Source organism: Planktotalea sp. (assembly GCF_965659345.1).
Lineage (GTDB): Bacteria > Pseudomonadota > Alphaproteobacteria > Rhodobacterales > Rhodobacteraceae > Planktotalea.
The window spans coordinates 1-19,221 of record NZ_CBFHVK010000015.1 but is presented as its reverse complement, the minus strand read 5'-3'; the positions used below and the strand labels follow the sequence as shown (position 1 = coordinate 19,221).

Sequence of the window (19,221 nt, the reverse complement as noted above, 5' to 3'; positions counted from 1 at the left end):
TACCACTTGGGAGAGGCCGCATGATCCACCGTAAGAGCAATGGCGTTTTCATCATCGCCGCTACGCCGTTCACGGACGATGGTGCACTTGACTTACAGAGTGCGGATCGCATGGTTGATTTCTACCTTGAGATGGGCGTGTCAGGCATGACCATCCTCGGCATCATGGGCGAAGCACCTAAGCTCACCTCTGAAGAGTCTTTCACCTTTGCACGCCATATTCTGGATCGCGTCGATGGTCGCGTGCCCGTTGTCGTTGGCGTCTCTGGTCCTGGACTTGATAATATGGCACGACTTACGGGGGAAGTCATGAGCGCGGGTGCAGCGGGCGTGATGGTCGCGCCCATGCCAAGCCTCAACACAGATATGAAGCAAAAGGGCTATTTCGCGCAGGTATGTAAGGCACTTGGCCCTGACGTACCGATCTGCTTGCAGGATTATCCGCAAACGACAGGTGTCAACTTCTCTTTGGAAACCTTGCTTGAGATCTTCGCCGCGCATGAACAAATCGTCATGCTCAAGCACGAAGATTGGCCGGGTCTCACCAAACTATCGCGCATCCGCGAGGCAACAAGGCAGGGCGCTGGGCGTCTGTCGATCCTCACTGGCAACTCCGCTCTTTTCTTGCCGCAAGAAATGCAGCGCGGAGCCGATGGAGCCATGACAGGCTTTGCTTACCCAGAGATGATGGTGCAAGTGGTCGCGCGGCATCTCGCCGGTGATGTGGATGGAGCAGAAGATCTGTTTGATGCCTATTTACCGATGGTGCGCTATGAACAACAGCTCGGTCTTGGCCTCGCTATTCGTAAAGAAGTGCTGCACCGTCGGGGTGTGCTTAGCAGTCCCAAAGTACGCGCGCCGGGTCCAAGTTTAAGCGCGCTCGACAAGCTTGAACTGACGCGTCTAACAGACCGTCTTGAGGCGAAGCTGGCCGCACTTACATGAGTTTTGATCTCGTTATCAAAGGCGGAACCTGTGTCACCGCCTCAGAGATGTTCGCGGCAGACATCGGCATTCAGGACGGACAGATCGCAGCCCTTGGGACGGATCTGAGTGCGCCAGATGAGATTGACGCGCGTGATAAATTGGTCATGCCGGGGGGCATAGAAGCGCATGCACATATCGCGCAAAACTCCGCAACGGGGGGCATGACGGCGGATGATTACACTTCTGGCTCCATTTCTGCGGCTTTCGGGGGCAACACATGTATCATCCCCTTCGCGGCTCAGCACCGTGGCATGGGCGTAACTGAAACACTTGATCTTTATGATAGTCGTGCGCAGGGCGCATCGGTTCTGGATTATTCATACCATTTGATTGTCTCTGACCCGACAGAGAAGGTTCTGAACGAAGAACTACCAGCGGCATTCAAACGCGGCATCACCAGCTTCAAACTTTTCATGACCTACGACAAAATGCTGGTAAACGATGCACAGTTTCTTGATGTTTTGAGCGTTGCGAAAGAGCATGGCGCATTGACCATGGTGCATGCCGAAAATGCAGGCATGATCAAATGGATGACGGATCGTTTGCTAGCGAAAGGATTAACCGCTCCGAAGTATCATGCGCTGTCGCATCCCGCACTGGCAGAAGAAGAGGCGATCCACCGTGCGATCTGTATGGCTAAGCTCGTGGATGCGCCTTTGCTCATTGTGCATGTCAGCACGCCCGAAGGGGCTGCCTTAGTGCAAAATGCGCGGTCTGTAGGTGCAAAGATCTATGGCGAAACCTGTCCTCAGTACCTCTTTCTCACTCGCGAGGACATGGACAAACCTGGAATGGACGGCGCAGCTTTCATGTGCTCTCCGCCTCTGCGGGACAAAGCCACGCAAGAGATGCTCTGGCAACATATCCAAGCGGGTACGTTTGATATCGTTAGCTCTGATCATTCGCCGTACCGCATGGATGAAACAGGAAAGCTGGCCAACGGTTCTGATGCGCCATTTACGGTGATTGCCAACGGCATGCCCGGCATTGGTGCAAGACTACCTTTGTTGTTTTCGGAAGGTGTAGGCAAGGGACGACTGACCTTGCCCGAATTCGTGGCGCTAAGTTCCACCAATGCTGCACGGCTTTACGGGTTGTTGCCGCAAAAAGGCACGCTCGCAATCGGTGCTGACGCAGACATCGCGATCTGGGATCCAGCCGCTGAGGGCGTAATTTCAACTCAAAACCAACATGATAATGCAGGCTATTCACCGTTTGAGGGGCGGGAGGTAACAGGTCTTCCCATCACCACGCTTTCGCGAGGAAAGCGGGTGGTTGAGAAGGGCGCGCTCCGTGCCAAAGCGGGTCATGGCCAGTTTCTGGTACGCGCTAAATTCGATGAGGGGAGTCGCAAGGGGACATCCGTGCCAGAGCAGAATTTTAACTTATGAGTATTCTCGTCATCAACCCCAACTCCAATGAAGCAGTTACAGAAGGTCTACGTGAGAGCCTCAGAGGGTTTGAAAATGTAAGCTGCATGACTTTGGTTGAAGGGCCATTCGGGATCGAAAGCCAGCGCGACAGCGACGCGGTTATCTTACCGCTTTTGAAGGTCGTGGAAGCGTCGCCTGACGCCCGTGCTTTCGTGATCGCTTGCTACTCGGATCCCGGGCTTGATGCTGCAAGATCCATCAGCAAAGCACCTGTCTTTGGCATTCAAGAATCTGGTCTTGCCATGGCCCTTTGTCGCGCAGACACCTTTGGAGTTGTCGCCATTGGTGAACCTTCCATCCAGCGTCATCGTAAATACATGCGACGGATGGGTGTGCTCGATCGCCTTGCCGGAGAACGTGCGCTTAACATGAGCGTCGATGAAACCGCGCGCGGGGCAAACACATTCCAACGGCTTACGGAGGTCGGCACCGACCTTATGGCAGATGGCGCAGGCTGTCTTATTCTGGGTTGTGCGGGGATGGCGCGCCACCGTGGTAGACTTGAGGAACATCTCGGTGTGCCTGTAATTGATCCAACCCAAGCCGCAGTTGCCATGGCGCACGGCACGCTCGTCGCATCCTCTCTTTAAAGATCGCTGACTAAGCCAAGACGTCAGAGTTCAGGGCAGCACCGTAAGCCAGAACCACGCGCTCATGGTCGTCAAAGCTGTCGCAATCAAAACAGTTGATGCTGCGACCCGCTGCGCGCGTTGGTACATACTTGCGAAAATATAGGCGTTCACACCTGGTGCCATTGCGGATGTAATCACGGCAGAGCGCATGCCCGCTTCGGAGACGGAAGTGAGACTTCCAAGCGAAAAGGTAATCGCTGGATGCACCAAGAGTGACAAAGAACAGGCAAACAAAATGACCTTCATATCGCCTGCGGGACGATAGCGATAAAGGATGCCGCCCAATGCAAATAGGGCGGTTGGTAGTGCGGTACGCACCATCAAATCTAACCCGCCTTGGATGGATGCCGGAATGGAAAACCCTGAGAGATTAACCAAAAATCCCAGCATAATTGCGATGATCAAAACATTGCTGAACATTGCTTTCAGGACGGTCCCCGGCAAACGGGTCATACTGGCTCCTGCTTCTTTTGCGCGCACCAGCTCCATCACAGTTATGCCGACACCATAGCAAAATGGCGAATGCATCGCGATGATGGCGTAGTTCCCGACCAGCGCGCTTGCGCCGTACGCGCGCTCGGTTATCGCGAGCCCGAGCAAGACGGAGTTGGAAAACAAAGCGCAAAAGCCGATCGCAACACTGTCTTCCCAAGACCGCCCAAAGAGATGGCGCGCACCAAACAGTCCAAGTGTAAAGCTGATCGCAGCACCTGTATAAAAACTGAAAAGAAGTGCTGGATCAAATCCGGTGCTCAGATCAATTTGCGAGAGCGCTGTAAACAACAAACACGGCACAGCCACTTGTTGCGCAAACGTCATTATACTGTCTATTGCGACGTCGCTAAGATACTCGCGCCAGACCAACACATAGCCAAACCCTACCACCATAAAAACAGGTAGAATGACATCGATCAACGCTTGCATGAAGGGCTACACTTCGTAGCTGATACGCATGCCATCAAAGGCGGGTGCGATGTGCTCGGGCGTTTCGTTCAAAACTGTTTCATAGTCCAGATCGATGTGCATATTGGTCAGGATTGCACGTGGCACGCCGGATTTTTTGATCCAAGACAGCGAATTCTCCAAGTGAGAATGGCTCGGGTGCGGCGTGCGGCGCAATGCGTCCAAAACCCAACAATCTGCGCCTTTTATCGCGCTCCAAGCTTCATCGCTCATTGCAGACACGTCGGGCAAATAGGCAAGCGGGCCAACGCGAAAGCCCAGTGCATCTATAGAGCCATGTTCGATTTCAAATGGTCTTAACGTGATGGCACCGCCCGCGCCCTCCACAGTAAAATCCCCATCAATCGTAAAAAGATCGAGGATCGGCGGGTAGGGCGAACCATGCGGCTGCACAAAGGCATAGCCAAACCGCGACAGCAAATCGTTCTGGGTCGCGCCATCTGCCCAAACGGGTAGACGTGCGCGCATATTAAAGACGATCATGCGCAAATCATCGATGCCATGGACATGATCCGCATGCGAATGGGTATAGGCAACTGCGTCAAGTGCACCAATGCCCGCGTCTAAAAGCTGGCTGCGTAAGTCTGGCGATGTATCGATGAGCACGCGCGTCGTACCGTCTTCGCCAATCCGCTCGATCAACATAGAGCAGCGGCGACGTGCATTCTTGGGGTTGTTGGGATCACAGTCGCCCCAATGGCCTCCAAGACGCGGAACCCCACCAGAGGATCCGCAGCCAAGGATTGTGAAGCGTAGTTCAGCCATCATGCGGCGTCCTTGAATGCAGCGACTTTTGTAAACAGACGTTCAAAGTTTTGTTCTGTTTGCGCGGCGAATGCGGCGGCTTCCTTTCCAAACACTTCTGCTCCGACTTTGGCTGTAAAGGCGGTATACGCGGGTTCATTACGCTTGCCGCGGCGCGGTACGGGGGCAAGATAAGGACTGTCCGTTTCGACTAAAATTCGTTCCACAGGAGCCGCTGCAAAGATGTCGCGCACCTCTTGAGATTTTGGGAAGGTCGCGATGCCTGACATCGAGAGATAAAAGCCCAGATCAAGGCATGTTTTAGCCAGTTCAGGCCCCGAGCAATAGCAATGCATAACGCAAGAATAGGCTGCGTTGCGGTATTCTGCGGTTAGTATGTCTGCCATATCCTCATCCGCTGCGCGCGCATGAATGATAAGGGGCAAGCCCGTGCGCTGCGCGGCCTCGATATGCACTTTTAATGACTGCTTTTGAATACCCATGCTTTCGGCTGTGTAGTGATAATCCAGACCCGTTTCGCCAATACCAACCATTTTGGGATGGCCTGTCAGGGCGATTAACTCATCCAAAGTTGCTAACGGTTCTTCCGCCGCGCTCATCGGGTGTGTGCCTGCAGCGTAAAAGACTTGAGGGTGAGCATCGGCCAAGGCGCGCACGTTCGGCTCATTGCGCAACCGTGTGCAAATGGTCACCATCCGATGCACGCCAGCGTCTGTCGCGCGTGCCAACATATCAGGAAGCTCGCCCTCAAAGTCGGGGAAATCCAAATGGCAATGGCTGTCTGTAATCAGGGGCGGTGTGCTCATCATGCATCCTTGTCAGAACGGCTCAGATCGCCGCCTGCGATATATGTCTCAGGGTATCTAGGATGAGCGCGGCAGGGTCAAGGTTCACAGCGCGTCCATGTCGAAGCTTTGCATCTACTTCTTGTGCAACTTGCGCCCAACGACGCGCTTGATGAGGGTTTGGCGACAGGCGTGCGATCATCTCAGCTTCACCTTTTGTTGCCTCCGGTGTGGGCGTAACTCCCAATGTGCCAGCACGTGCGAGGCGCGCCAAAGCCAATGCAATAAGGTCTACAAGCATATCAAGCTTGTCCTCTGCGCCGCGTTGCGCAGCAGCATCCGCAAGGCGCAGCGCGCGCGCGCGGTCCATCCGAGGCATTGTGGCGAATAGTCCGACGAGCTCTGCATAAATCGCGGGGCCGGATAGATTTGTCATGCGGATCGCTTCGCCCACAGAGCCCGATGTGAGCGCGCTGAGTGCACCTTGATCAAGATCGGTCTCAGGCAGTGCTTGTTGCAGTGCGCGGTCCATATCAGCGTCATTTAGCGGTGACAGTCGCAACTCGCGGCACCGCGAGCGGATTGTAGGCAAAAGGCGCGAAGGCTGATGCGTCACGAGCAAAAGCGTCGCGTTTTCGGGTGGTTCTTCCAAACGTTTGAGCAAGGCATTGGCCGCTTGTACGTTCATCTCATCCGCTGCATCGACGATGACGACACGGCGGCCACCCTCAGCAGAGGAAAAGTTGAAAAACCCATTGAGTTTGCGCACGTCATCGACGCGGATGTCTTTGGCAAACTTTCCCGCTTCTAGGTTCTTTTTCTGATCGCTTTCGGTTGAACCAGCACCACCCCGACGCAACACAAACAAGGATGGATCAGCGCCAGCCGCGATGCGACGCGCAACAGGATGCTGAGGGTCCGTATCCAGTGAAACCGGCGCATCAGGTGCGCCGAACATACCGCCATCGTCCAAGGGTTGGCTGAGCAAAAATCTCGCAATGCGGTAGGCGAGGGTGGCTTTACCAGTGCCACGTGGACCAATCATCAGCCAGCCATGATGCAACCGTCCTGTATTGTATGCGTCCAGGAAGTTCTGTTCAGCGACGCCTTGGCCAATTAGTGCAAGCGTATCCTTTGGGTGTGGTGCGCCTGGAACACGGTCCGCTTGGGGCAAGCCTTCATCGCTCATTCCAAATGCGCCTTGATCACGCTCAATGTATCGTGTGCGATACTATCGATATCACGCGCTGCATCAATGATGCGAAACCGCTCAGGCGCGGAGGCCGCAAGATCAAGAAAGCCTGCGCGCATAGCACGTTGCAGATCAGCGCCAAAATCTTCAAATCGACTGTCGATGCTATCGCGTTCGACAGCGCGGCTGTGAGAGATGTCTGGGTCCATATCAAAAAGCAGCGTCAAATCCGGTTCGCGCCCGATCATCAGATCGTGCAACTGATCTACCAACGCGCGCAAGTCCCCACGGCTAAGGCCTTGATACATTCGCGTGCTATCCGCGAAGCGATCACAGATCACCACTTTTCCAGCAGCAAGGGCAGGAAGGATCGTACGCTCCATATGGTCACGTCGGGCCGCGGTAAAAAGCAAAATTTCTGTTTCTGCTGACCAACGATCTGGATCGCCCTGCAAGACCAACGCACGAATTTCTTCAGCCCCCTCAGAGCCACCGGGTTCACGAGTCAACACAACCTCAAAACCGTCGGCTTCCAAAGATGCAGCAAGGCGTTTGGCCTGCGTTGATTTGCCGGAACCATCAATGCCTTCAAAGCTGATGAAGCGCCCTTTGGCCACGTTCATTATATTATGATCCTTGATCAGCTGGTGCGGCAGGTTGTTCGTTCAACTGTTCAATCAGCAGTTGGGCAACAGTGCCAATGCGCGATGTGAAGCCACCTGCGGGCACTTCATTCCCCGCAACCAACGGAATACGTGTTTCGGGCAAGCCGGGGGGTGTAATCACGAGCTCTGCGATTTGTTGATCTTTGGTGATTGGCGCAGTGATTGGCCCGTTGTAAATAACTTCCGCTTTTACATCGTCCTGAGACGTTACAGGCATTAGCATGGATACATCTTCAAGTGGGACAAGCGGTACATTTTGATCGCGTCCCATCCAAACATCAGCGCTTGCGACAGCCGTTCCGGCTTTAGCAACAGGTTTCACCGCGAATTGGCGAAAGGCCCAGTTGACGATTGATTCAGCTTCTTCCGCACGCGCTTGCGCGGATTGTAGACCAGAAATCACAAAAATCACGCGGCGGTCACGTTGTTTGGCGGACCCGACAAGGCCGTAGCCTGCTTCTTGAGTGTGACCGGTTTTGAGACCGTCGGCCCCAATTCCCAGTGCTAACAAAGGGTTTCGGTTGCGTGTGTTTTGCGGCGCGCGGCCATCAAACTTAAACTCCCGCTCAGAGAATAGCGGATAAAAGCTTGGGAAATCCGTGATCAAGCGGTTCGCAAGAAGCGCCAGATCGCGCATAGACATACGATGTCCGGCTTGCGGCCAACCGTTCGAGTTGGTGAAGGTTGAGTTGGTCATACCAAGCTGCTGTGCGCGTTGGGTCATAAAACGCGCAAAGCCTGCTTCAGTGCCATTCGGGCTCAGAGCCTCTGCAATCACGGCGCATGCGTCGTTCCCTGAAAGCACGATGATCCCGCGAATGAGATCTTCGACCGAAATACGGTCCGTTGTGTCCAGAAACATTGTTGAGCCGCCATAAGACATCGCATGTGATGAAACTGGCAACTTTTCATCAAGCGAGAGACGCCCATCGCGCAAGGCTTCAAATGCAATGTAGAGTGTCATCAGCTTGGACATCGATGCCGGTGGCAGCATCTGGTCTGCATTTTTGTTAAGCAAAACCGTTCCAGTGGTTTGATCAATGACGAAAGCAGAGGTTGCTCGCGTCTCGAATGCAGCAGCTGGTACAGCCAGTAGAAATGGCAGAGCTAAAGCAATACCGACAGAGATAAGGCGGCGCATAATTGGCCCTCCTTCGCGTTTATGAATCAGTTGCTGACAGCATAAGCGTCTGCGAAGCCGGATGCCTTAATCTTTTTCAGCAATGCGCTGCGTTCGGCACTTGTTTGCGCAGGGCCAACCAGCACGCGCCAGAAGGTTTTGCCAGAGCTGTTAGATTTTTTGACCGTTGGCACCATACCCGCAACGCGCATAGCCTCAGCGGTATTGTTGGCATTTTTCTCAACGCTAAAGATGCCAAGCTGGATGAAGGGTTTGCTCAGGCCACCAGACGCAGGCTTGGGCTTTGGTGGTGTTGGCGCAGGATTAGGCGAGGCGCTTGCAACAGCACCGGCCGCTGGCGCAAGAGCTGTTTCTTCAATCGCATTAGGCGCATCAACTTGCGGCGCGGCTTCTGGAGCAGGTGCGCTTTCTGCCACCGCTTCACGACGAAGCGCTGTGACGTTCAGTTTAGACGGCTGACCCGCTAGCATACCAAGTGTTGCAGCTGCATCGGAAGAGACCTGCAGGCGCGGGCCTGGGTTTTCACGCTCACGGCGAAACAGGGCACCGATCACAAACTTGCCATTTTTCTCGTTGCGAATAATCACGCGTTCCGGATCTTTGACATCCGGGTGGGCAACCCAAACACCACCAAGCGAAGGTCTGCCATCCCACAGACCACTTTCGGTTACTTGAAACACATCCGGCGCTTCTGTATCGCGCTCCACCAACTTGACAGATCGTGATGGATCTCCATCAACAAATTCGTCTGCTTTGGGTTTGGGTTGCAGGAAAGAAGGTCCTTGCCCGTCTTGACAACCGGCAAGCGCGACTGTCGAAATTAACGCTAGCGCAAGCCATCTGCTCCGCTTTGAGTCTAATCCTGTGGTGGTGTTCATTGCTTGCCCTTCGCCCCAAAACCTACGCACCCTGGCCGATATTTCGGTCCTTTCCGTGCACGCGATCTTCAAAATTGACATTTATGTCTTAACTGCTTGCGCGCAATGTAGCCTTGTTTTGCTCACATGAAAAGTCCGCAGCACTTGGCTGGGCGGAAAAATGGTCAAGTGTTATGCAATTGAGTGTGTTTTCCTGCGCTTGGGCTCTTGAGCTTGTTTGATTGCTTGGGTATGGGTGCTGCGTCGGAGGCTTGGCAGAGTGGTCGAATGCACCGGTCTTGAAAACCGACGAGGGTGAAAGTCCTCCCAGGGTTCGAATCCCTGAGCCTCCGCCATTTTTTTGTATTTCAATTGGATGTGGATGATTTTTCTTTAGCATCTCCACAACCTGGACCACATTTTTCGTTAGCTGGTATCGAACTTTATTGGACAAACTAAGAACAAGTCAGGTGCTAGTTATGCTCACTTTAAAAAAGTAGCTTATTCTGCCTTTTCACCTGACCACTCAGTTACGAACGGCCCCAAAGTCGATCTTGGCGCGCCCTTACCTATGCTGCAGAGCGCACCGCACAGCGTTAAGTCTGCGGTTAGAGAAAGGGTGGCGTTGAAGTTTGAGTCGGCAGACAAAGGGTGGCTAGAGCACCAACTTGCGCGTTGTTACTGACGCCAATGGCCGCCCGTCCTGCTGCTTCATAACCGTTGGGCAGGTCAGCGACTTGCGGTCAACCTACCGAAAATACTGGAGATGGGCTGACTTGCACGAAAATGCGGCACTTCGGAAGTTGCTGTTGAATGCAACAACAACACTTCAAGTTTTTAAAGAAGAAATTGAGTTCAAATACTTGGTTATTTCGTTAATCCGTCGTGAGCGTTCATGAAAAAAGGGACCGCTCAACGTATGAACGGTCCCCTTTATATTGTTTTGACTAGGTCAATGCGTTCCTTACTGGCGCGCGATTTCCATCCAGTTGCCGTCTTTGATCACAGAAATGACGACTTCATCCGCACCTTGGTGGTCTGTTGCGGAATAGGTCACTGTGTTGCCAGAAACGACGTCTTCATAGTTCAGGCTTTCCATACCCATCTGGAAGGTCTTAGCGTCCAGATCTGGACCCGCAGCTTCCAAAGCACGGACCATCGTTTCAGCCGCGGAGTGACCAAGCAATGCGCCGGAACCTGGCAGCTCTTCACCTGTTGCTTCAGTGTAGCGTGCGAAGAACTTTTGTACTTCTGGCTTGTCCATGCGCGACAGCAAGTCTGCCCAACCGGACGCCGCATACATGCCTTCAGTGATGCCGCCTGGCACTTTCGCCATGACAGTATGGAAGCCCGCAGAAGAGTTGAGGAAGGACATGTCTGTCAGACCCAGCTTTTTCGCAGTCGCAGAGACTGTGATCGCCTGACGCACACCCAAAGCAAGTGCAACGATCTGGCAGCCTTCTGCATTCAGCTTCTGCAACGCGCCAACGAAGTCAGCGTCATCTGGCTTGTGCGTTGTCTCCGTGACGTAAGTCAGACCTTCTGTTTCAGCAGAAATAGATTCTGCACCTTCTTTAATGTCCTTGCCGAAGTCTGTTGGCAGATACATTGCGCAAACGTTGCTCACGCTTTTTTGCTCGGCCAAGTAAGTCACGCCAACACGGATTTGCTCATAGTAGGTCGCTGTGCCGGAATAATGCAGTGGCGAGAACGGCTCTGCCATTTGGCGCGCAGCAGACAATGGCGAAACGTTTGGAACGTTCTTGGCGTCTTGCAGTTTGAAGGCCGCAATGTTCATAGGCGTGCCCAAGGAGAGCAGCATCGCAAAGACTTTATCACCGTTGACCAGTTTGTTCATGCCCTGAATAGCTTTTGGCATTTGGTAGCCGTGATCTTCAACAATGAAGCGGATCTTGCGGCCGTGAATGCCGCCTGCCTCGTTCACCTCATCGAAAACCAGTTGTGCGGCTTTCGTGGCAGGCGCACCAAAGGCTGCGAAAGGACCGGATAGATCGTTGTTGGATCCGATCAGAATTTCAGTGTCTGTGATGCCTTGCTCGGCAAGCGCTGGTGCAGCGGCCATTGTCGCAGCAACAGCCAGTGTTCCCAGCTTAGTTGTCAGTTTTGTCATTCGTTCTCTCCCATTTATATTTTCATGTGAAAAGCATGAGGCCGTGATGTCAATACATCTGGCTGATCAACTCTTCATGTTTGGTTTCCACAAAGCTGCGTTTGAGCTTCATGGTTGGCGTTAGTTCGTCGTCATCTGCCGTGAGCAAGACGTTGATCAGACGGAAGTCTTTGATCTGCTCAACGCGGGCGAAATCCTTGTTCACATCTTCGATCGTCTGTCGGATCAGATCTTGCACCTCTTTTGCCGCGCACAAGGATGCATAATTGGAAAACGGGACACGTCTGTCTTGCGCAAACTTTTCGACGTTTTCTTGGTCAATCATCACCAAACAGGTCAGGAACTTGCGTTTGTCACCGATCACTACAACGTCAGAGATATAGGGTGAGAATTTGAGTTTGTTCTCGATCTCGGCGGGCGTGATGTTCTTTCCCCCGGCGGTAATAATGATGTCTTTTAAGCGGCCGGTGATCGTCAGATAGCCTTGATTATCAATCATGCCAACGTCGCCCGTGCGCAGCCAGCCATCCTCTGTAAAGGTCTCGGCGGTTTTTTCGGGGTTTTTCCAATAGCCTTGGAACACGTTGCCCGCGCTATATTGTACTTCGCCTTCGTCAGACACTCGAATTTGTGCGCCGGGAAGGGCAGGGCCCACCGTTCCAATCTTGTTGCTCGTCTCACTGTTAATAGAGATCACACCAGAGCTTTCGGTCATACCGTAACCCTCAAGCACAGGAACACCGATGGATTGATACCAATGCAACAACTCTGGCGAGATCGGAGCCGCCCCAGAGCCGCCACGACGCAATCGGTCCATACCAATAATACGGCGCAGGTTTTGTAGCAGCGCAATATCCCAAAAACGATAGGCAAGGTTGGTACTGAATGATGGTGATTTGCCTTCAGCCAGACACTCTGCGCGCGCAGAGCCGGCTTTCAGAGCTTTGGAGTATGCCCATTTTTGCAATAGCGTTGCGTCACCAATGCGGATTGCCACCTGTGAATAGATCTTTTCCCAAAGGCGCGGTACTGCCACAAAAGTTTGTGGGCTGACTTCTTGAAGGTTGTCAAAGATCGTTTCAGGGCTTTCCGCGAAATTGATAGTAGAGGCGGCAGCGATGGGCGCATTGACGGAGAATACCCGCTCCAAAATGTGACAGAGCGGCAAGAAGCAAAGCTGATCATCGGTAGAGAACACAGGCCCGTCGCGTAAACCAGCAGAGACCGAATACATCAGATTGCCATGACTGATCATCGCGCCCTTGGGTTTGCCGGTTGTGCCAGAGGTATAGACGAGAATGGCAGTGTCATCAGGCTGCGTTGCATCAATCGATGTATCGAAGGCTTGCGGATGTGCGGCATCATAGTCTGCGCCGATCTTGTAAAGTTCATCTATGAACATGATTTGGGGGTCACTGAAGCCATGCAGACCTTCGCGATCAATCACAATGACCTTGATCAAATCAGGCATTTGCTCGCGGACCTGCAAAAACTTGTCCAATTGTTCATCATTCTCAACAATCAGAAAACGACTGTCAGAGTTGTTAACGAGGTATTCCAATTGCGACGCTGAATCCGTTGTATAGACGCCTGAACAAATACCGCCGACCGATTGCACACCCATGTCAGTGTACATCCATTCTTTGTTGTCTTCGGATAGGATCGAGACGACTTCACCACGTTTGAGACCCAGCGAGACCAGACCAAGGCCAAGATGCTTTGCGCGTGTGTAGTAGTCTTCCCATGAATGGGAACGCCAAATGCCAAATGTCTTTTCGCGGTGTGCCGTGCTGCTGCCTAAAGTCTGCGCACGCAGACGGAACAGCTTTGGCGTGGTGTCCATACCATCAATATAGAATGGCCCTTGCGAAAGGTCCGCATTGATCATCAGACCATGTACTTTTTCCTGAGGGGGGAGTTTATCTGTCATAACCAATCCCTATCGCCACGTCTTGCGCTGTTTCCAGCGGCGCTGCCCGCGCTGGTTTTCATCCTGACTGACGCCAAGGTAGAATTCCTGAATGTCCTTAGAGGCAGCAAGAACATCTGCACCGTCGTTCATCACAATGCGGCCCAGCTCCATCACATAGCCATAATCCGCCGCTTCGAGCGCCACTTTGGCGTTTTGCTCAACCAACATCATCGTGACTTTTTGCTCTTTATTCAGGCGCACGATGATCTCGAAAATCTCTTGCGTGAGGAGCGGTGACAATCCCAGGCTGGGTTCATCTAATAGCATCAATTTGGGATGTGACATCAATCCCCGCCCAATCGCAAGCATCTGTTGCTGTCCGCCTGACAACGTACCGGCGCGTTGCGCACGACGATCCTTGAGGATCGGGAAATAGGAGTAGACCATTTCCTCATCATCGCTAATCGTAGAGCGATCTTTGCGGGTGTAGGCCCCCATCGCAATGTTTTCAGCGACCGTCATAAGTGGGAAAATTTCGCGGCCCTCAGGGACATGCACAATGCCACGCCGCACAATCGCATCTGGTTCAAGGGATTGAATATCTGTTCCATCCATCTTGATGGTGCCCTTTTCGGGGTCCATCACACCTGAAATGGTCTTAAGCAGCGTTGTCTTGCCAGCGCCATTGGCCCCGAGCACCGTAACAATCTGGCCCTCGTGAACTTTGAGACTTACGCCGCGAATGGCTTGAATGGGGCCGTAATAGCTCTCAAGATTGTCGATCTGCAAAACGACTGTCGGCTCTTTTGCATTTGTACTCATGCGCGCGATGTCCCTGTTTTGGAAATGTCACCCGTGCCCAAATAGGCCTCGATCACTGCAGGGTGCGATTGCACTTCGGCAGCAGTGCCTGTTGCCAATTCCTTGCCATCCGAAAGCGCCATGACGCGGCCCGACACCGCAGAGACCAATCCCATGTCGTGTTCAACCATCATCACAGAGATGCCCATCTGTGTCTGGATATCTTCGATCCAGAAAGCCATGTCTTGGGTTTCTTCCACGGACAATCCAGACGCGGGCTCATCAAGAAGCAGCAACTTTGGTTCAGACGCCAAGGCGCGGCCAAGTTCCACAACTTTGCGTACACCGTATGGCAAGCCACCAATCATTTTGTCGCGGTAGGGCTGAAGGTTTAAAAAGTCGATCACTTCTTCCACAGCAGCACGGTGGCGCAACTCCTCGCGGTATGTTTTGGGCGAAAAAATGATGTTTGAAAACATACCCGTTTGACGGTGCCTATGGCGACCAACCAACAGGTTTTGCAAAACAGTCGCTTGTTCAAAAAGTTCAATATTCTGAAACGTGCGCGCAACCCCAAAGCTGGGTACCTGATCTGCGGTACTTTTCAGCAGATCGTTGCCATCAAAGCGGATGTGTCCCTCTGCAGGATCGTAAAAGCGCGAGATCAAGTTGAAAATTGTGGATTTGCCAGCGCCGTTTGGTCCAACCAACGCGAAGACTTCGCCTTCTTCCACTTTGAGCGAGACGTTATCGACGGCAACGAGACCGCCAAAGCGCAGAGTGACGTTTTCAATTTCAAGCAAGCTCATTGTACACGATCCGTCTTGAGGTAGGATTTCTGACGTTTGAACATGTCCTTGCGGTAGAAGGGGAATAGCTCAAAATAGGTGCGGATCTTGAGCCAACGCCCATAAAGCCCCATTGGTTCAAACAGGATAAAACAGACAAGGATGAACGCGAATAGCGCGCTCTCAAGGCCCGGCACGTTGATGTTCACATCAAACGTTGTTGCCAGGAATGTACGTCCGTTAGCGATTGCGACAGGAATGATCCCGACAACGATAGCACCAAAGAAAGCACCGTGAATGAAGCCCAAACCACCAATGACGATCATCAAAAGCAAAGTAATCGACATAACCAGATCGAAGGTCTCATTTGTCACATAGCCCGCGGAGTGACCAAAAAGCGCGCCTGCAAGCCCAGCAGCAGTCGCTGAGAGGAAGAACGACATCGCCTTTGTGCGCGTGAGATTAATACCCATTGCGCGCGCCGAAATTTCACTGTCGCGAATAGCGGTAAAGCTGCGGCCTGTTGGGCTGCGCAACAGATTTCGGTAAAACCAAACCAGCAAGATGGCGACGAACAGAACCAAATAGTAGAACTTGAAAGGCGTCGAATAGCGGTTAATCTCCATCCCAAAGATGTTGATGTCTGGCACCGCAGCACCAGCAATACCGCCGGTCCAAGGCTCTGCAATCACCACAAAATCGCTTGTCAGCATCGACATCGCCAAAGTGGCGAGCGCCAAATAAACACCGTGCAGGCGCAAAACAGGCAGCGCGATCATCGTGCCTAAAACACCCGCGATAAGACCGGAGAGAGGAAAGGCAATCAGCCAAGGCACGCCAGCGCCCAGCAAATTGATGTTAAGATAACACCCAAATGCCATAAAGGTCGCGTGGCCAAGGCTCGGCAAGCCTGTGTGACCTGTCAGCAGCATCAACCCCATGCCCGCAATCGCAAGGATCAACATGCCAGTGATTTCGCCTAGTAGATACGCATCCCCAGTGGCGACAAAATAAAGCGGCGTTCCAAGAACCAGCAACAAAAGCAGAGCATACCAAACTGCTTGTGCACGGTGTTTGAACAGCGAAATGTCAGCGTCGTAAGAGGTTTTAAAGACAAAGCGCATCTTACACCTTCTTTCGTTGTGTCTGGGAAAAGATACCGCCGGGACGGAAAATCAAGATCAGCAACAAGATCGCGTAGGGTGCAATCTGACTGACACCTGATGGTCCATATCGCGAGGCAAGAGGTTCAACCAAACCGATGATCAAGCCACCAAGCAATGCACCTGGCAACGAGCCGAACCCACCAATTGCCGCTGCTGCAAAGGCTTTGATGCCGAGCAAGCCCGTCGACGGATCAATCGCGCCCTTTGACGCAAACAGAATGCCCGCGACTGCGGCAACCATACCGGATAACCCCCACACAAGGCTATGAATGCGCTTGACGGGAATGCCCATGTAGTAGGCTGCCAATTGATTTTGGGACGCGGCCTGCATCGCCAAACCAATGCGCGTGCGCGAGAAGAACAGATAAAAGAGCAGTGTCAGTATTGCGGTGACAACAACGATCAAAACTTCATCAATGCCCAACACCAAACCACCCGAGCGGATATCCTGACCTGCATAAGGTGTTTCGAGCGAGGTTGGCTCATGGCTCCAAGTGGCCCCAGCGAAAAAGCGGATGATAAAGCCCATCGCAATCGTGAGAATCACGATCGAGGTTTGGGATTGTCCAAACATGTGGCGCAAAATGCCCCAGTTAAACAGGTATCCGAGAAATCCCATCACAAGAATGGATAGGGGAACGGCCAACCAAAAGTTCAGCCCCATATATTCATGATTTGTGAAACCGATGCAGACAAACGCGCCCAGCATCATAAAGTCACCTTGTGCGAAATTCACCGCTTCGGTGGCTTTGTAAATCAACACGAACCCCAAAGCGATCAATCCGTAGACACAGCCATTGGCAAGCCCACTGATGATGAGTTGAAAAAAATCCACGGTGCTCCTCCCAAAGACCAGTTGGAACAGGTTACTCAGTCAATCTAACAAGTGGCAATTTTTATTATGCGATGTTTCGTAACGTAAGGCGGGATTTGTGTGCTGAAATTTACGAGCGCGTCGGTCTCGACCCAGCCTGTTTGAGAGCTTTTGCAACAGAAAGCGCGGATTGCCATGCTTTGATCTTCGCCACTTGTGATGTTCGCAACACTCGAGGCGGGAGTTGCTGCGCCGAGTGCTCGATTGAAACCGGTTCGATTCTTAAAATATCTGAAATGTGATCTTTAGCGAAGATGGCTGGGATATTAGCGACAAAGCTGCGTCTTGCTCTTGGACAGCTAAACCGCTCGCGGAATATCCCGAACACTGGCACTATCCCAAACACAGGCAGGATACTGGACCTATTTGGCTAAGGGTGAGGCCAACTTCATATCGATTTGTGTGGATCAAGCTGGAAGGATGGCTGGAGGACTACAACTGGCGCAGACGTTCATAAACAACGGGTCATCTGACACCGATGGAATTTTTGCAGAGAAAGATAATGCATAAGATTTCGGCCCAACGCCAAAGATTTAACCCCAAGGAAACCGCGCAAAGCAGGAAGAGACTTGGGGTTCAAGTCACGTTTAGTGCAATTATGCCAATCGCATCAGTCAAACATCTCATTGAGTTTTTCTTCAGTTAAAGTACCTGCATTAAACTCCTGGGTCGCAGCCTCTGCCACAAAATCTAGATATGCTACTAGTATTGCAGCAGATTCTATTGACATATTGTAGGGCTCAGCGAAGGCGCCTTTGTTTCTCACAATACGTGCACCAGTTGCACCGTCTTCATAGATCAGAAAGTCGACTTGAGTCGAAGTGTTGCCTTTGACTTTTTCCTCACATTGATCACTTGGAAAACAAACGGCAGTTTTATCAAACCTTTTGCGAACACTGATTCGTTTAGCTGTTTCTGACCACTCATAGACTTTGTGGAGTGCTGCGCGAATTTTAGACAACTGATCTAAGGTCAGGTCAAAATTTGATGCGATACGCTCTGTCTGTTCATTAGGGTCAACAAAGTTTAACCGGTGCAAGAGCTCACCACTGTCGTCAACAATCGGTTCGAGCCAAAATTCGCCATTTCCAACCCTTCCTGCAACATAGTACGGAACCGGAGGGAAATTTTTAGATTTTTGCCAAGCAGATAAATCGGTGTCGGGATTGTTAGGAAATATGGATGTATTATAGTTTGATTTGGCCGCAGATTTAAGCGACCCGATATCTGATTCTATGTCCGCAACCAGTTCCCTAAAGGCAGATAGAGCTACGGAATTGATACCAGAGCCGGACTCTTGCAGACGGCTTTGTTGAAGAAGCAATTCTTTGATAACCCGAAGTTGTGCAGACTTTTCATCCAAATCCCCCTGAAGCCCTGTTAACTTAACGTTAGCTGCCACACCATTATCTAGAGACGGCTGATTGTTTATCCGCTCGGGAGCTTTTACAGGTGCCTTACTCACTTCGGCGATTATATTTGCGATCATCCAGTCATCATAATCAACGGGTTGTCCAGCCGCAGCGACACTCTTGCTACATATTGAAATGCGCGCGGCTCTGTTCGAACGTCTCACTATAATTTCAGTTGCTTTACGGGAGCTCCAGTAATTTGGGCGGCGCTTGCCTTGAAGTGGCATTTGTGGGGGCAGGATTTGCCTTTGGGAGCCAACTTGCAGATATGCAGTCTCCAACCCGTAGCTATTATATGCAACTTTTACTGTATCTAAGGGGGCTAACTCTGCTGTACCTAAGTCAATGCACGCACCCCAAAGATTTGGCCAGCTACCAATGTTCTCATCACCTAAGTGGTATTGGTCGTTAGATGCAAAGACGCGGTATGATTGTTGGCTGGTAGCCACTGTGGGGGATCCCAAAATTAAGAGGTATCCGATTATCGTTATATATCTATTGAACGCTATCTTTGAAAAAAAACATTGGACCATTTACAGCTACCTTATCTCACTACTACTTCTGAATAACAAACAGCAACACTCTAAGCGAGCTGTTGCTTCTCGTTTTTCGCATCGCACGTCGCCATTGATATTGTTGGAAAAAGTGGTGCCCAGGGGCGGAATCGAACCACCGACACGAGGATTTTCAATCCACTGCTCTACCCCTGAGCTACCCG

17 protein-coding genes and 2 tRNA genes are annotated in these 19,221 nt (G+C 52.0%); 4 read left to right on the top strand and 15 right to left on the bottom strand.

All coding sequences use genetic code 11. From position 1 onward, the window contains the following. Positions 1-20: 20 nt before the first annotated feature. The 3 genes from ACTG3Z_RS12930 to ACTG3Z_RS12920 are packed head-to-tail and all read left to right on the top strand — an operon-like array spanning position 21 to position 3,009. Positions 21-944: a dihydrodipicolinate synthase family protein gene (locus ACTG3Z_RS12930; RefSeq protein ID WP_439143477.1), complete on the top strand. Its 924-nt coding sequence runs from the start codon at positions 21-23 to the stop codon at positions 942-944. Further along, a complete protein-coding gene (gene hydA / locus ACTG3Z_RS12925) occupies positions 941-2,377 on the top strand; it encodes a dihydropyrimidinase (RefSeq protein WP_439143476.1) in 1,437 nt (478 codons plus the stop codon). Before ACTG3Z_RS12930 ends, hydA begins: the two co-directional genes overlap by 4 nt. Continuing rightward, complete coding sequence (locus tag ACTG3Z_RS12920; protein ID WP_439143475.1) at positions 2,374-3,009, top strand: aspartate/glutamate racemase family protein; 636 nt, start codon at positions 2,374-2,376, stop codon at positions 3,007-3,009. The genes hydA and ACTG3Z_RS12920 overlap by 4 nt, the downstream gene beginning before the upstream one ends. 30 nt (positions 3,010-3,039) lie before the next feature. On the opposite strand, the gene ACTG3Z_RS12915 is transcribed toward ACTG3Z_RS12920, so the two are convergent. The 7 genes from ACTG3Z_RS12915 to ACTG3Z_RS12885 are packed head-to-tail and all read right to left on the bottom strand — an operon-like array spanning position 3,040 to position 9,440. After that, positions 3,040-3,975: an AEC family transporter gene (locus ACTG3Z_RS12915; RefSeq protein WP_439143474.1), complete on the bottom strand. Its 936-nt coding sequence runs from the start codon at positions 3,973-3,975 to the stop codon at positions 3,040-3,042. 6 nt (positions 3,976-3,981) lie between these two features. After that, the gene (locus ACTG3Z_RS12910; RefSeq protein WP_439143538.1) at positions 3,982-4,779 is read right to left on the bottom strand and encodes an MBL fold metallo-hydrolase; all 798 of its coding nucleotides are present in this window, start codon (positions 4,777-4,779) and stop codon (positions 3,982-3,984) included. After that, positions 4,779-5,585 carry a TatD family hydrolase gene (locus tag ACTG3Z_RS12905; protein ID WP_439143473.1) on the bottom strand — a complete coding sequence of 269 codons (807 nt, stop codon included), beginning with the start codon at positions 5,583-5,585 and terminating at the stop codon, positions 4,779-4,781. The genes ACTG3Z_RS12910 and ACTG3Z_RS12905 overlap by 1 nt, the downstream gene beginning before the upstream one ends. Before the next feature lie 22 nt (positions 5,586-5,607). Then, positions 5,608-6,753 (bottom strand): DNA polymerase III subunit delta', encoded by a 1,146-nt coding sequence (locus ACTG3Z_RS12900; RefSeq protein WP_439143472.1) that lies wholly within the window; start codon positions 6,751-6,753, stop codon positions 5,608-5,610. Next, positions 6,750-7,379 carry a dTMP kinase gene (tmk, locus tag ACTG3Z_RS12895; RefSeq protein ID WP_439143471.1) on the bottom strand — a complete coding sequence of 210 codons (630 nt, stop codon included), beginning with the start codon at positions 7,377-7,379 and terminating at the stop codon, positions 6,750-6,752. Before tmk ends, ACTG3Z_RS12900 begins: the two co-directional genes overlap by 4 nt. A 4-nt stretch (positions 7,380-7,383) precedes the next feature. After that, a complete protein-coding gene (locus ACTG3Z_RS12890; RefSeq protein WP_439143470.1) occupies positions 7,384-8,562 on the bottom strand; it encodes a D-alanyl-D-alanine carboxypeptidase family protein in 1,179 nt (392 codons plus the stop codon). A 26-nt stretch (positions 8,563-8,588) separates the two neighbouring features. Beyond that, positions 8,589-9,440 carry an SPOR domain-containing protein gene (locus ACTG3Z_RS12885; protein ID WP_439143469.1) on the bottom strand — a complete coding sequence of 284 codons (852 nt, stop codon included), beginning with the start codon at positions 9,438-9,440 and terminating at the stop codon, positions 8,589-8,591. A 245-nt stretch (positions 9,441-9,685) separates the two neighbouring features. On the opposite strand from ACTG3Z_RS12885, the gene ACTG3Z_RS12880 reads away from it, so the two are divergent. Beyond that, positions 9,686-9,775: transfer RNA gene (locus tag ACTG3Z_RS12880), tRNA-Ser, on the top strand. 608 nt (positions 9,776-10,383) lie between these two features. Here ACTG3Z_RS12880 and ACTG3Z_RS12875 read toward each other — a convergent pair. From ACTG3Z_RS12875 to ACTG3Z_RS12840, 8 genes are all read right to left on the bottom strand, one after another. After that, on the bottom strand, positions 10,384-11,550 hold the full coding sequence (locus ACTG3Z_RS12875; protein WP_439143468.1) for an ABC transporter substrate-binding protein: 1,167 nt from the start codon (positions 11,548-11,550) through the stop codon (positions 10,384-10,386). Positions 11,551-11,599: 49 nt separating this feature from the next. Then, positions 11,600-13,480, bottom strand: coding sequence for an AMP-dependent synthetase/ligase (locus ACTG3Z_RS12870; protein WP_439143467.1), 1,881 nt, complete (start codon positions 13,478-13,480; stop codon positions 11,600-11,602). Positions 13,481-13,489: 9 nt separating this feature from the next. Next, positions 13,490-14,284: an ABC transporter ATP-binding protein gene (locus ACTG3Z_RS12865; protein ID WP_439143466.1), complete on the bottom strand. Its 795-nt coding sequence runs from the start codon at positions 14,282-14,284 to the stop codon at positions 13,490-13,492. Beyond that, positions 14,281-15,072 carry an ABC transporter ATP-binding protein gene (locus ACTG3Z_RS12860; RefSeq protein ID WP_439143465.1) on the bottom strand — a complete coding sequence of 264 codons (792 nt, stop codon included), beginning with the start codon at positions 15,070-15,072 and terminating at the stop codon, positions 14,281-14,283. Before ACTG3Z_RS12860 ends, ACTG3Z_RS12865 begins: the two co-directional genes overlap by 4 nt. Next, positions 15,069-16,175 (bottom strand): branched-chain amino acid ABC transporter permease, encoded by a 1,107-nt coding sequence (locus ACTG3Z_RS12855; protein ID WP_439143464.1) that lies wholly within the window; start codon positions 16,173-16,175, stop codon positions 15,069-15,071. The genes ACTG3Z_RS12860 and ACTG3Z_RS12855 overlap by 4 nt, the downstream gene beginning before the upstream one ends. A gap of 1 nt (position 16,176) precedes the next feature. Beyond that, a complete protein-coding gene (locus ACTG3Z_RS12850; RefSeq protein ID WP_439143463.1) occupies positions 16,177-17,052 on the bottom strand; it encodes a branched-chain amino acid ABC transporter permease in 876 nt (291 codons plus the stop codon). A gap of 649 nt (positions 17,053-17,701) precedes the next feature. After that, positions 17,702-18,952, bottom strand: a complete 1,251-nt coding sequence (locus ACTG3Z_RS12845; RefSeq protein ID WP_439143462.1) for a hypothetical protein — start codon at positions 18,950-18,952, stop codon at positions 17,702-17,704. Between the two features lie 197 nt (positions 18,953-19,149). Then, positions 19,150-19,218 (bottom strand) — tRNA-Phe (locus tag ACTG3Z_RS12840). Positions 19,219-19,221 lie beyond the last annotated feature (3 nt).